The following is a 13,238-nucleotide window of genomic DNA, read 5'->3' as shown; positions in this document are numbered from 1 at the left end:
TAGCCTTAGCCTATATGGCAAGGTAGAACGCAACAAAAGCGGGAGATTGAACATGGCAATGCTGATTACGGGGGTTCTGCTGTGGAGCCTGGTCCATTTGATGAAGTCGGTAACGCCGGGCCTGCGCGCCTCGATTCAGGACGCTATCGGTGAAGGCCCGCACAAGGGTCTGGTCGCCCTGTTGTTGCTGGTTTCGCTCGCCCTGATAATCTTCGGCTGGCGCTCAACTCCGGCCGAATTCGTCTATGATCCACCGGCGTGGGGCCGTCATGCCAATATGACGCTGATGTTTGTCGCGATCCTGCTGCTGGGCGCTGCGCAGGGTTCGTCCCGGATCAGACAATGGATCCGCCATCCGATGCTGACCGGTGTTCTGATCTGGGCGGTCGGCCATCTGCTCGCCAACGGCGACAACAAGTCGCTGATGCTGTTCGGCGGGCTCGGCCTGTGGGCACTGGTCTCGATCATCACCGTTTCGCGCAATGAAGGCGCGTGGGTAAAGCCGGCCAAGGTCGCGAGCGTGGCTCGCGAATTATTAAGCCTCGTCATCGCGACAATACTCTATGCCATTCTGATGTTGGTCCATCCGTGGATCGCTGGCGTACCGGTCGTCGGCGGCTAAATGGTCGCATCACTCCCCTACCCTGCGCTGCATGCCAGCCATAGCGGCATCTGGATTTGCTCGAGCAAGGGCGAAACCCGTGCGATCGGCAAGGGCGAGGCTATTGGCCGGGTGGCGGAAACACCGCATATTCTGCTCAATGCGCCGCTTCTGGGGCAGCGGCTGGGCTATCCCGATCTCTCAGGGCTGGACCTGCTCGAGCTTTACGCTTTCATCCACCCGGCGCAATTTGTAGTTCCGACTCCCTCTGGCTTGGCCAAGACGCTGGGTCTGGCGCCGCCGGATCAGGAAGCCGATATCGCGGCTTTCTATCGGCAAGCGGCGAGCCTGCTGCTGGACGGGCTGGAAGCGCCTTTCTGGAAAGAGCGGGAAGGCGCGTGGAGCAGCGCGCAGGCACTCTACCGGCTGCGCTGGCCCTGGGCGCAGGAGGTCGGCAAAAGGCTGACCAAACCGGTGGGGACCGAACGCTGGCTATTTTCGAAACTCGACGAATGGGAAGAAGAGGCCCCGCGCCCCGCGCCCCGTTCGATCACCGTCGACAAGCAGGAAACGCTGGCCACGCTCGACGCTCTGACCGGTGAAGGATCGGAAGAGCGGGAAGGCCAGAAAAGCTACGCCGCCGCGGTCAGCGAGATATTCAATCCGCGCAAGATCAGGGGCGCGCCCAATATGCTGCTCGCCGAAGCGGGCACCGGGATCGGCAAGACGCTCGGCTATCTTGCGCCCGCTTCGCTCTGGTCCCGCCAGGCCGGTGGCGCGGTATGGATTTCCACTTTCACCAAGGCGCTGCAACGCCAGCTCGACCGGGAGACAAGGCGCATATACCCCGACGAAGAGACATTCCGCCGGAAGGTCGTGGTGCGCAAGGGAAGGGAAAATTATCTCTGCCTGCTCAATCTGGAGGACGCGCTGCAAGGCGGTTTTGCCGGACGAGCGGCGATCCTTGCCCATTTGGTCGCGCGCTGGGCCGCCTATAGTAAAGATGGCGACATGGTCGGCGGCGATCTGCCCGGCTGGCTGACGACATTGTTCCGCCGCAACGGCGCCACCGCGCTAACCGACCGGCGCGGCGAATGTGTCTATGCCGGCTGCCCGCATTATCGCAAATGTTTCATCGAGAAAGCCGCCCGCGCCAGCCAGCAGGCCGACATTGTCATCGCCAATCACGCGCTGGTCATGGTCAATGCGGCGCGGGGACGCGAACAGCAGAACCGGCCGACAAGGCTGATCTTCGACGAAGGCCATCATCTGTTCGACGCCGCCGATTCGATGTTTGCCGCGCGCCTGTCCGGACAGGAAACCATCGAAATCCGCCGCTGGGTCATCGGCCCGGAATCCAAAAACCGCGGTCGCCGGCGCGGACTTGCCGCGCGGCTCGCCGATCTCGCTTCCTATGACGAGGAAGGCGGGCGCGCGATTGAAAGCGCGCGCCAGGCCGCCGAAGCGTTGCCCGGTGACGGCTGGCTGCAACGGGTGGCCGAGGGCGAGCCCTATGGGCCGATCGAAACCTTGCTGCAGGAAGTGCGCGCCATGGTCTTTGCCCGCGACGAAAGCCAGAGCGCCGACGCCGGCTATAGTCTGGAAACCGAGCTGACCGACATCAAGGGCCCGATGATCGACGCCGTCGCCAATGCCGCGACTGCGATGGACGCGCTGCTCAAGCCTCTTGTCCGGCTGGGCCAGCGGATCGAACATCTGATCGAGGAGGGCCCCGACTGGATGGACGCGCAGGCCCGCGCCCGGATGGAAGGCGCGCTGTCGAGCCTCGGCTGGCGCCGCGACACGTTGACGAGCTGGCTCTCCTTATTGTCGCGCATCGGCGGGCCGGCCGACCCCGACTTTGTCGACTGGCTGATGATCGACCGGTTCGAGGGCCGCGAATATGATATCGGGATATGCCGTCACTGGCTCGATCCGACCATCCCGGTCACCGAGGTCGTCACCAAGCCCGCCCATGGCGTCATGATCACGTCGGCAACGCTGAAAGGCGGCGGTGGCTGGGAGACCGCCAGAGCCCGCAGCGGCGCAGTCCATCTCGATCACGCGCCGAGAGAATTCGAGGTCGCCAGCCCGTTCGACTATCCCAATCAGGCCAAGGTCATCATCGTCACCGATGTAAAACGCGGCGATATGGCGGGACTGGCAGGCGCCTATGCGCAGCTGATCGAGGCATCGGGCGGCGGAACGCTCGGCCTGTTCACCGCGATCAGGCGCCTGCGCACCGTCTACGCCCGGATCGCCGACCGCATGGCCCAGAGCGGCCTGCCCGTCTACGCCCAGCATGTCGATCCGATCGACACCGGCACCCTGGTCGATATTTTCCGCGATGATCCGAAAGCCAGCCTGCTCGGCACCGATGCCCTGCGCGACGGCGTTGACGTGCCCGGCCAGAGCCTCCGGCTGGTGGTGATGGAATCGGTCCCCTGGCCGCGTCCCGATATTCTCCACCGCGCGCGCAAAATGGCCGGCGGCGGTAGCGCCTATGATGACAGGATCATCCGCGCCCGGTTGGCTCAGGCCTTTGGCCGGATCATCCGGCGGGCCGACGACCATGGTCATTTTGTGATCCTGTCCTCCGCCTTCCCTTCGCGGTTGCTTTCGGCCTTTCCCGAAGGCACGCCGGTCGAACGCATGCCCCTCGATCAGGCGCTGGCGGAGATCCGCAAGGCAAAATCGGATATGCCGCAATCCGGTCTTTCAACTGAAACAAGTTTGATGCATGACAAGCTGCAATGAAAAAGCTGACACTCCTGCGCCACGCCAAATCCAGCTGGGATGATCCGGTTGACCGCGACTTCGACCGCCCGCTCAACAAGAAGGGCAAGCGCGCTGCAGCGGTGATGGGCCGCTTCATCCAGCGCAATCGACTCCGCTTTGACCAGATTCTTGCCTCTCCTGCCGTCCGGGTGATCGAGACGCTGGAACATGTCGAGGAAGCCAGCGGACAGGCGATGGAACCGACCTGGGATCGCAAAATCTATCTCGCCTCTTCGGCGACTTTGCTGGATGTCTTGCGCGGTGCCAGCGACGATGCCGATCATGTTCTGATGGTGGGCCATAATCCCGGTCTTGAAGATCTGGTCTTTGATCTGGTTCCCGACGACGGCAGTTCGCCGGCCCGCGACGAGGTCGAAACCAAATATCCGACCGCCACGCTGGCCGAGATGACGCTCGCCATTGACAGCTGGGCGGATATTACCGAAAAATGCGGCTCGCTGGACCGGTTCACCCGCCCGCGCGATCTGGATCCCGAACTGGGCCCCAATTACGACTAGAAACCGTTGGTTAAACGGCTGGATTTCAGGCGTGATCGAGCGCGTGTGATAACCGGTCGCGGATCGATTTCAGTTCGGCGATGATCGGACCGCGATAGTCCGGCTCCGGTTCAGCTGAAGACACCGGTACGGAACCGGGCTGCGGTGCATCCTCGACCATTTCCGGCCTCCGCCGCCGTGACGCGAGAAATTTGCGGGCGCCCTTGATCGTATAGCCTTCTTCATTGAGCAGACGATTGATCGTCTTGACGATCTCGACATCTTCCGGGCGATAATGGCGGCGTGATCCCGCCCGTTTCAGCGGAGCCAGAACCGCAAACTGATCTTCCCAGTAACGCAGGATATGGGGCTTTATGTTCAGCTCTTTGGACAGCTCGCCGATGGTCCGGAAAGCCCCTAGTTCCTTGGTCATACTCTACTCCCCCGGTTTCGCCGGGTCCATTAACCTGCGGCGATAATCCTGTCACGCATCGTCTGGCTTGCACGAAAGGTCAGAACCCGGCGCGGCGCAATCGGCACTTCGACTCCGGTCTTGGGATTGCGCCCCGTGCGTTCCCCCTTGTCGCGCAGGACAAAGGTACCAAATCCTGAAATCTTGACATTCTCACCGTCGACCAGCGCCTCGATCATATGATCGAGAATAGATTCCACCATGACCGCGCTATCGGCACGCGAAAGGCCGACCTGCCGGTTCATGGTATCGGCCAGATCGGCGCGGGTCAGGGTGTTGGTGTAGTTCATCAAAAAATCTTTCAGTAAGAGTCTGAAAATTCACCAAAGCTATAAATCAAATCTCGGCTTTTGTAAATGTTGCCAGCAAACTTACCAGTGGATTTCAGCCGATTAGCCCGATAAGCGGAATGGATGACAGACAAACATCCTGAACCCATAGCCCTTGCCGACCTGCTCAGCCAATGCGGAGCCGGCGGTCCCGAAAATCCGGTCACGCTACCGCAAAGCTGGACGCAGGGACGGACAGCCTTTGGCGGCCTGTCCGGAGCGATCGCTTATCATGCAGCCAGCCTTATCGAGGCGGACCTGCCGCCGCTGCGGTCGGCGCAGATCGCGTTTACGGGGCCTTTGTTCGGTGCCTTGATCGCGGAAACCGCCATGTTGCGCCGTGGCAAGAACAGTGCCTTTGTCCAGTCCGAGATCTTTGGCGACAAGGGTCTCGGCCTGCACTGCAACTTCATTTTTGCCGCCCCTCGGCCGACCGAAGTGAGAACATATGATATTGCGGCGCCGGACTTTCCGCCGCTGCCCGGAGACAGCGACCTGCACAGCGGCCCGCCGCAATTTTTCACATCCAATATGGAATATGTCGGCAAACGGATCGACACCAGCACCAAGACCAACCGCCTGACCCGCTGGATGCGGCTGAAGCAGCGCGCCGGCCTCGATCCGGTGGCCGAAATTCTCTGCATGTGCGATAGCCTTCCGCCTTCGGTCATGGGTCTGCTGGACAAGAATGCGATGGTCAGCTCGATGAACTGGCAGGTCAATCTCATCGCCGAATCGCCCGCAACGCAGGACGGCTGGTGGCTGATCGACTCCCACACCCATCATGCCGATCACGGTGCAAGCAGCCAGTATATGAGCATCTGGAACAGTCATCGTGAACTGATCGCAACCGCGATGCAAAGCGTGGCCTATTACGCCTGATGGATTCCGGCGCGGACTCGCAGGGCAAACCCCGTCTCGCCGTTATCGGCACCGGGATTGCTGGCCTGTCCGCGGCCTACTTGCTGAAAGACGGTCATCAGGTCACAGTTTTTGAAAGCCAGGCGCGCGCCGGCATGGGTGCGAATAGCGTCGATTATGCCAGCAATGGCATCACCAGCCGGATAGATATCCCGCTGCGGATATTCTGCCACGGCTATTATGACAACCTGCTGGCCCTCTATGACCATATTGGCGTGGAGATACTGACCAGCGACCATAGCGGCATATTTTCGGACGAGACCGGCCGGGTCCTTCTGCATTACGGCAATTTCCGGCTGGGTTCGGTCCATTTGTCCCATTTGAAAGGGAACAGCTGGCTGAATCCCGCAGCCTGGACCATCGGCCTGCAGAGCAGGCGCTTCTTCGCCCGGGCAAAGCGGGATGTCAGCCGGTCCGGCCTGGCCGAGCTGTCCTTCGGCGAATATCTGCAGCAATCGGGCGCGGGCCGGGAATTTGTCGCGACCGTTCTGCTGCCGATGATGTCAGTGACCTGCACGTGCAGCTATCAGGCGGTGCGCGACTATCCGGCCGATCTGATGCTGGAATATCTGACCTGCGGCGTGCACGAGCTGGGGATCATGACCGCGGCAAAAGGCGTCGACGATATCGTACCGCGCATGCTGGTCGATGTCGAGTTACAGACCAACAGCCCGATTGCCCTGATCGAACCGGACGGAAAACAGCTCCGCGTGGTCACGAAAGCGGGTTCGACCCGGCATTTTGACCAGGTTGTGATTGCCGCGCAGGCGCATCAGGCCGCAGCGATGCTAGCCGGTTTTGAAGAGCGTCGGGTCCTGCTCGGCCGTATACCCTTCGAGCGGTCAAGCATGAGCGTACACAGCGATCAGGAAATTCTGCCCGCTCCGGTCAAAGGCCTCTCCCCGGTCAGCTACCATGTCCCGCGTGACGCCGAGCGTGCCGAAGTATCCGTGGATCTGACCAAGGCCATTGCGCGCCTGTCGGATCAGGAGACCATATTTCAGACCTGGAACCCGCTACGCAGGATCGCTCCCAATCGCGAACTGGCGAGAGTCGAATTCACCCGGCCCACGGTAACAAGGGACAGCCGCAAGGCGGTCATCGCCTTGCGCGAACAGCACTGCCAGCCGGGCAACAGGCTCTGGCTCTGTGGCTCCTATATGACCGAAAAAATTCCCCTGCTCGAGGCTGCGGTTGATTCCTCGGTCGCTGTTGCCGGACATCTCGGCGCCGCCATACCGTGGAAAACCGATACGCCCTCTGCGGTTTGAGCGATGACCGAATTTCACGATCTGGCAGAACTGGCACTCAATCGTGATAACCAGTCCTGGGGAAATCTGGGATATTGGAAAAGCGCGACGGAATATTCGGACGCTTGCCGCGCCCTGGCGCTATTGCTCGGCGAACAGGCCGGGCTGGATAGCCAGTCGGAAGTTTTCGACGCGGGCTTCGGGTGCGGCGACCAGTTGTTGCTCTGGCTGACCGATTTTCGCGTGGCTGAAGTCCGCGGCGTCAACCTATCCCGCAGTCAGACCGCTTTTGCCAGAACAAAGCTCGCAGCAGCCGGTTTCAAGGCGGCTGCTATTGTGCAGGGCGACATCAGCAACAGCGAGACGTGGCATGTTGCGCTCGGGGGAAACCGGCCCAGCCATGTGCTGGCGCTGGACTGCGCCTATCATTTTCCCAGCCGGCAGGCTTTTATCGCCCAGGCACACCGACAACTCGCACCGGCAGGCCGCATTGCGCTAACCGATTTCATGCTGTCCGATCGGCACCGGACCGGGTCCTTCACCCACCGGCTATTGGTCCGGATGCTGAAACGCTCGCATATTGCCGAGACAAATATCGTGCACCGCGCCCGCTATCTGGACCAGTTGCGGACGGCCGGATTTGAAGAGGTGCGAATTACCGATATCAGCCAGCATGTGATGCCCGGTTTTGCCAGTTTCGTCCGGACATCCCCGGCAAGCGCAAAAGCGGATTGGCCAGCGCGTCTCAAACATGCGGTGACCGGCCGATTTCTACAATGGGCCTATCGCCGGTCCGTCTTGCGCTATTTCGTGATCAGCGCGACAAGATCCGGTCGATGATATTCTCGGGCCGCCGGGAACCTTTTTCCAACAAGGGCTCGCAAGCACCGGCAAAACCATAACCAAGGCTGGCGTGGCCGACAGCTATTCAATAGGCCATTATCACCGTTGCTGCTGGTTCGATGGGCAGCCAGCGCGCATTGGATCGTCAGTGCATGGGTGGCGCTCCAAGCTTTATTTTTCAGCCTGATATCCGCCTGTTCCATCGTGGCCACGAGATCGGTAGTGGATCATTTGGAACCGGCAGGACTTGCCGTTTTCAACCGGTAGAATATTCCGCTTTCATCCTGGCCGGTCAGTTCCAATATGCCGCTGACGACATGTATTTTTCTTTCATCGGTGGGAAAGGGAATGTCGGCGAGCACCTCGATGAACTGGTTTGGCATTGCGTGAAAATGGAAAGGGCAGCCGGGCGGGTAGGCCAGCAACACGAATCTTTTCTGCCGGGCACCTTGCTCCAGCGGGGTCATCCAGCCGGCGACCTTTATCCGCTTGCCGGCGAGGGATTTTACCGCCGGTGAGAACAGCGGTTTCGAATAGATATAGCCATCCTTCCCGGTACGCGTTTTTTCCTTCGTCGATTCCAGCACAGCCCAGGACACCCCGCCCTTGGGAGTCCTGGCAGGCTTCCATACATCATCTGCCGGCACCTTGCCGCCGTTTTGCATCGCCGAGGATGCGGATGCAGCGGGCAGGAACGTTGCTGATGCAAGGATGAGGGCATAAAGAATTTTCATCGGGGGCCTCATGATGATCGGGCGAGTGTAAGCGCCAGGTTGATGCGGAAAATGCGCGCAGCGGGAATAAGCGCGGCGATAGCGCCAATCAGGAGGACCGTTGCGAAGATCGCAAGTTCGGCAGGGTCGAATCGCGTTGCACTGATTCCGAGATCACTCAATGTCTGGAAATTGCGGCCGGCCAGCAAGAGCGCCAGATGTGCGCCAATGATGCCCAGAAGAGGACTAACAGGTCTGCTTTAACTTTCTGATACTGATTGATTTATTGAATGGTAGAATATTCTTAGCCCCCAGAACGGCCCCCATTGACCAATGATAGAGATGACCATGTTGGCCAGGGCCTCGTGCGAGGAATAAGTTTGAGGGCATATAAGGTAGCCACGGAACCAAGGGTTGCAGGAATAGTTCAACAATTCATGCCGACAACAACACGTTCACCGTTAGCGCACAGGGATTTCCATTATGGGGCAATCCCGATGGTCTCCGGTATCAGCAAACCATGGATCTTTTCAGCGATAAGACTAGCCGCCGCCATTGCCTTGCCTTCCCTCCGCCTTGATTCCGATGTCCTGCCGAACACGTCGATCAATGATCGGCAGCCTTAGAGAAAGGCTCAAACGCCGGTCGGTCGTTCGTGGACGCCTGGTGGCTCGTCCGGCACTGCCACTTCGATCCTGTTATCGATGATGCGGGTTTCAAAGGTGCGCAGGTCGGGATAGGCGCCGCCAAGACACTTGCCGGTAGCAGCCTCGAAACGGGCACCATGGACCGGGCACATGATGGCGCCGCGCCGGATTCGTCCGTCAGACAGGCGGGAAGCCTGATGGGTACAGCGGTCATTGACCGCAAGAAAATCGTCTCCTTCTTTCACCACCAACACGAACCAGCCCCCGACGCAGGCTGCATATTTTCCATCTGCAGGAAATTCCTCCAAAGTAAGGAGCGATTGCCAAGTGATACTCATTCGGACTTTTACCTTTCTCTGTATGAGTCGGTTCGCCCCATGGTTTGTTCGACCCAATCAGCGATTGTCTGTTCAAGGCTTCATGATTACCCGGCCGAATGGATGCGATTCCGCAACATGACGATGCGCAGCGACCGCGTCAGACAAGGCGAATGTCTTGTCGATCGGCATCCGGTAAGAGCCATCCTCCAGCTTTGCGAAGATATCAGCGACCAGCGCACGAACCCGCTCAGTGTGCATTTCCTGGCCGAGGGAGACGCCGAACACATGCAGCATTCCACCGATCAGTTCAAAGAAACTGAACGAGGGTATCTCTCCGGTAGCTGCGCCTACGGCTGCGTAGCGACCGTGCGGCCGCAACGCTTTGACGAGCAACTCCTTGCCTTTGCCGCCGGCCAGATCAACCACAATATCCACTCCGGAGCCGCCAGTAATTGACAGGCAATGCTCGGTAATGTCTTCGTCTCGATAGTTGATGCCGTAATCCAGTCCGAAAGGACGGGTGTGCTCCAGTCGTGCGTTGCTGGAAGCAGTGCCGATCACTGTTGCGCCTGCAGCCTTGGCGATCTGCACGGCGGCTAGTCCGACGCCGCCTCCGGCTCCTTGAATCAATACAAACTCATCGGACTGCAGATTGCCATATTCGATGAGCGCATCGTAAGCGGTACCGAATGCGATCGGGGCCACGGACGCCAGCGCAATGTCAAGCGAATCTGGAATTGCATAAGTGAAGCTTTCCGGTGCGGCGAATAGTTCCGCATGACTGCCGAACCAGTTGAACGCCACCACGCGATCGCCGGGCTGGAAGAGCGTAACCGATGGTCCGACGGCCTCGACGATTCCCGCGGCCTGATAGCCGGGGATGAAAGGCACTGGGTCTGGCGGAGAAATCAGCCGGTTCAGCAGGTCACCCCCCTCAATCGAAATCGCTTCCGATCTGATCAGAACGCCGTCGTCCTGCAAAGTCGGATCCGGCCGTTCCCCATATTGCATGACCTCCGGGCCGCCATTTTCGCTGTAAAATACTGCTTTCATAATGAATCCCTGCTGTCTGTTGGCGCGTAACCACGGAAGAAATGGCTGTTTATTCGAGGCTGCCGCCTTCGCCATGCCAAGCCGTCGGCCGGTCCATCATACGGTCGAAGAAATCGCGCATCCAAGAAGCCTCATTCGGGATTGGTTGGCCCTGATGCTCGCCGAACTGCAGATAACAATAGAGATATATGTCCGCCAGTGTGAAGCGGTCCCCACAGACAAACTGTTTACCCCTGAGCTGGCCATCCATCCAGATGATCTTTTCCTTCGCCTTTGCCTTAAGCGCCGGCCCAGCTTCGGGGGGCAAAATTGTTTTTGTGACAAGGTCAGGATCTTTGTAGTCGGTTTCAAAAAACTCGCGTCCTTCGACCGCAGAGAAACCCTCGCCCATTGGTTCGGCAATCTTCTGATCGATCCGACGCACCCACATTCGAGTCTCGGCCCGTTCCAATGGCGTGGATCCAATCAATGGCGGATTGGGGTGCATCTCTTCCAGATACTCGCAAATCGCTGTGATTTCGGTCAGCGCGGTACCGTCATCGAGCAGCACGGCTGGTAACTCGCCAAGCGGACTGATTGCGGTAGCAAAAGGGGCACGCCGGTTCTCTCTTGTCAGCAAATCGATGATTTTTCGTTCCAGCTTCAGGCCCTTCTCCGCGGCAAACATCCTGACGACGTAGGGACTGGGGGCAAATAAATCGAAATCATAGAATATCATGGCATTCCCTCTGCTTTATTGGGCGGTCCAACCGCCGTCGACGGTCAACTCGCTGCCAGTCATGAAGCGGCTCTCGTCGGACGCCAGAAACAGCGCTGCGTAAGCAATCTCCTCGGGTGTTCCGACACGCCCCATCGGGGTTTCGCGGCCCAGCGTCTCCAGCAAATCTCCCGCTTCGCTCATTGCGTCGCTGCCGGCCTTTGTCATATCCGTCTCAACAAAGCCGGGATGGATAGAATTGACACGGATTGACCGCTTCCCCTGCGCAAATTCCACTGCGGCCGACTTTGTCAGGCTGCGCAAGGCCCCCTTGCTGGCAGCGTAGGCCGTGGCCTGCGGCATCCCGACCATCGCAAGAATCGAAGAGATATTGATGACGCTCGCCCACCGATCGTTTGACTTTCCCGCTCGCTCGAGCCGACTGGCCAATGTTGCGAGCGCCAGAAAGGCGCCTTGGCAGTTGACCGCCATCACCTGTTGCCATTGCTCAAGCGGCAGATTTTCCAATTCACCCGTCGGCGCTATGCCGGCGTTATTGACCAGAATGTCAAGCCGATCGCCGATCCTGTCCGCCGCCCTATCCCAGTCCCGGCGATCAGTCACATCGAGACGAAGATAATCAGCACCACCCAATTGCTCCAGCGCCAGCCGCGCTTTATCGCTATCTGCGGGTTCAAGGTCGGCGAGCCAGACGCGTGCGCCATGCGCGACAAACAAGTCGCAGATTGCCATGCCGATCCCCCCGAGCGCTCCGGTTACCAGAGCCTGGCAACCTTCCAAGCGCAAGGGCTGGCTTAGACGGCTCATTGAGCTGTAAATCCATTATCGACGACCATCTCGGTTCCGTTGACAAATTGTGACGCATCCGAAAGCAGGAATAGGATGGCATCGACCACCGCCCTAACCGGGATAAAATTTCCCGAGGGCTGGAGAGCACGCATCTGATCCTCGATGCTCTCATCACCGCCAAGTTGGCCAACGATATCCTTAACCATCGGGGTTTCCGTCATTGCAGGGTGAACTGAATTGACCCGCACGTTAGAACTGCTTGCTATCGCCTCCAGCGCGACCGCTTTGGACATCATTCGGATCGCACCCTTGCTGGCGCAGTAACCAGCCGCGCCAGGGGCTCCCGCGATACCCGCGGTCGAAGAAATATTGACGATGCTGCCACTCGCTTGCTCATACATGACGGGCAGGACATGTTTCATGGCCAGAAACGGCCCCTCGACATTCACCTGCATGCTCTGTCGAAAATCTTCTGCAGAAAGGTCGGTAACGGCGCCCATGCGGATGATTCCCGCGCAATTGACCAAGCCATCGATCCTACCCAGTTTCTCAACCGACTGTGACACAGCTGACAGCCATTCCTGTTCGCTGGTGACATCCATCTGGATTGTCAGTGCCGCCGGGATGGAGAGCGGCATGCGATCGATCGCCACCACTTTTGCGCCCGCCGCTTGCAAACGGTCAACCGTCGCTGCGCCGATACCTGATGCGGCGCCCGTCACGATGATCACCGTATCGGCTAAGCCGGAGTTTGCTTCTGGTTCGGACATCAACTTTCTCCTGCAGAAATTTGACGGACAGGCGATGACTTGCCGTCCCAATTTTCTGTTGCTTCGATTGCGGTGGCAAAAAATCCTCGGCTTTCTTCATTGTCGGTGATCAATTCGAGGAAAAGGCCGGTCTGATCGCGGCAGTCGAAATAACGCAATTCGGTTTCAGCTGAAAGTTCGGCGCGCGTCACCGCCTCGCGACCTAACGATCGGGCGCCTGCTTCGACGTCTGCCACAAGGATGCCGTGGTGATGCGGCACGCATCCCTTTGGCATGGAATTACCATATACATTGGGCCACGAACCGTTGGGCCGAATGAGCTCGATCATCATGTCACCGACTTGGCCAAAGGCGATATCAAGTGTCATTCGTTGCGGCTCGCCGTGATAGGTCCAGCTTTGGAAGCTCATAGCCGGCAGGATGAAAAACGGCCCGGCTCCCATTGTTTCTACCCAAGCCAGCGCGGATGCCTCGATATCGTCAGTAACATAGCCCATCTGCTTTATTTCTAGCGGCTTCATCTTTGAACTTCCGATC

General features: G+C 59.0%; 15 protein-coding genes. 6 read left to right on the top strand and 9 right to left on the bottom strand.

Features of this window, described 5'->3' with window-relative positions; all coding sequences use genetic code 11:
• The first annotated feature begins 52 nt into the window (after nt 1-52).
• Genes ACHZCJ_RS12585 through ACHZCJ_RS12575 form a run of 3 tightly spaced genes read left to right on the top strand, consistent with a single transcriptional unit; the run spans nt 53 to nt 3,897 of the window.
• The gene (locus ACHZCJ_RS12585; protein ID WP_321326886.1) at nt 53-622 is read left to right on the top strand and encodes an NnrU family protein; all 570 of its coding nucleotides are present in this window, start codon (nt 53-55) and stop codon (nt 620-622) included.
• A complete protein-coding gene (locus ACHZCJ_RS12580; protein WP_321326883.1) occupies nt 623-3,358 on the top strand; it encodes an ATP-dependent DNA helicase in 2,736 nt (911 codons plus the stop codon).
• Entirely contained in the window at nt 3,355-3,897 is a 543-nt protein-coding gene (locus ACHZCJ_RS12575; RefSeq protein ID WP_159647225.1) for a histidine phosphatase family protein, read from the top strand. The genes ACHZCJ_RS12580 and ACHZCJ_RS12575 overlap by 4 nt, the downstream gene beginning before the upstream one ends.
• A 25-nt stretch (nt 3,898-3,922) precedes the next feature.
• On the opposite strand, the gene ACHZCJ_RS12570 is transcribed toward ACHZCJ_RS12575, so the two are convergent.
• Together ACHZCJ_RS12570 and ACHZCJ_RS12565 are read right to left on the bottom strand one after the other, a co-directional pair.
• The gene (locus ACHZCJ_RS12570; RefSeq protein ID WP_321326881.1) at nt 3,923-4,309 is read right to left on the bottom strand and encodes a MerR family transcriptional regulator; all 387 of its coding nucleotides are present in this window, start codon (nt 4,307-4,309) and stop codon (nt 3,923-3,925) included.
• A 29-nt stretch (nt 4,310-4,338) separates the two neighbouring features.
• Complete coding sequence (locus tag ACHZCJ_RS12565; protein WP_159647221.1) at nt 4,339-4,638, bottom strand: integration host factor subunit alpha; 300 nt, start codon at nt 4,636-4,638, stop codon at nt 4,339-4,341.
• 123 nt (nt 4,639-4,761) lie between these two features.
• On the opposite strand from ACHZCJ_RS12565, the gene ACHZCJ_RS12560 reads away from it, so the two are divergent.
• The 3 genes from ACHZCJ_RS12560 to ACHZCJ_RS12550 are packed head-to-tail and all read left to right on the top strand — an operon-like array spanning nt 4,762 to nt 7,688.
• The gene (locus ACHZCJ_RS12560) at nt 4,762-5,559 is read left to right on the top strand and encodes a thioesterase family protein (protein ID WP_321326878.1); all 798 of its coding nucleotides are present in this window, start codon (nt 4,762-4,764) and stop codon (nt 5,557-5,559) included.
• Nucleotides 5,559-6,869, top strand: a complete 1,311-nt coding sequence (locus ACHZCJ_RS12555; RefSeq protein ID WP_321326875.1) for an FAD-dependent oxidoreductase — start codon at nt 5,559-5,561, stop codon at nt 6,867-6,869. Before ACHZCJ_RS12560 ends, ACHZCJ_RS12555 begins: the two co-directional genes overlap by 1 nt.
• Nucleotides 6,870-6,872: 3 nt before the next feature.
• Nucleotides 6,873-7,688: a class I SAM-dependent methyltransferase gene (locus ACHZCJ_RS12550; protein ID WP_321326874.1), complete on the top strand. Its 816-nt coding sequence runs from the start codon at nt 6,873-6,875 to the stop codon at nt 7,686-7,688.
• 230 nt (nt 7,689-7,918) lie between these two features.
• Here ACHZCJ_RS12550 and ACHZCJ_RS12545 read toward each other — a convergent pair whose 3' ends face one another.
• The 7 genes from ACHZCJ_RS12545 to ACHZCJ_RS12515 form a co-directional block, all read right to left on the bottom strand.
• Nucleotides 7,919-8,425 carry a DUF3299 domain-containing protein gene (locus tag ACHZCJ_RS12545; RefSeq protein ID WP_321326872.1) on the bottom strand — a complete coding sequence of 169 codons (507 nt, stop codon included), beginning with the start codon at nt 8,423-8,425 and terminating at the stop codon, nt 7,919-7,921.
• A gap of 613 nt (nt 8,426-9,038) precedes the next feature.
• Nucleotides 9,039-9,389, bottom strand: a complete 351-nt coding sequence (locus ACHZCJ_RS12540; RefSeq protein WP_321326870.1) for a Rieske (2Fe-2S) protein — start codon at nt 9,387-9,389, stop codon at nt 9,039-9,041.
• Nucleotides 9,390-9,461: 72 nt separating this feature from the next.
• Nucleotides 9,462-10,424, bottom strand: a complete 963-nt coding sequence (locus tag ACHZCJ_RS12535) for a zinc-binding alcohol dehydrogenase family protein (RefSeq protein WP_321326868.1) — start codon at nt 10,422-10,424, stop codon at nt 9,462-9,464.
• Between the two features lie 49 nt (nt 10,425-10,473).
• Entirely contained in the window at nt 10,474-11,142 is a 669-nt protein-coding gene (locus ACHZCJ_RS12530) for a glutathione S-transferase family protein (RefSeq protein WP_321326866.1), read from the bottom strand.
• Between the two features lie 15 nt (nt 11,143-11,157).
• Nucleotides 11,158-11,949 carry an SDR family oxidoreductase gene (locus ACHZCJ_RS12525; protein WP_321326864.1) on the bottom strand — a complete coding sequence of 264 codons (792 nt, stop codon included), beginning with the start codon at nt 11,947-11,949 and terminating at the stop codon, nt 11,158-11,160.
• Nucleotides 11,946-12,701, bottom strand: coding sequence for an SDR family oxidoreductase (locus tag ACHZCJ_RS12520; protein WP_321326862.1), 756 nt, complete (start codon nt 12,699-12,701; stop codon nt 11,946-11,948). Before ACHZCJ_RS12520 ends, ACHZCJ_RS12525 begins: the two co-directional genes overlap by 4 nt.
• The gene (locus ACHZCJ_RS12515) at nt 12,701-13,222 is read right to left on the bottom strand and encodes a VOC family protein (protein ID WP_321326860.1); all 522 of its coding nucleotides are present in this window, start codon (nt 13,220-13,222) and stop codon (nt 12,701-12,703) included. Before ACHZCJ_RS12515 ends, ACHZCJ_RS12520 begins: the two co-directional genes overlap by 1 nt.
• Nucleotides 13,223-13,238: the final 16 nt, after the last annotated feature.

The organism is uncultured Parasphingorhabdus sp. (assembly GCF_963677535.2).
Lineage (GTDB): Bacteria > Pseudomonadota > Alphaproteobacteria > Sphingomonadales > Sphingomonadaceae > Parasphingorhabdus.
The sequence above is the reverse complement of the archived record's forward strand: the minus strand, read 5'-3'. Positions and strand labels throughout refer to the sequence as shown.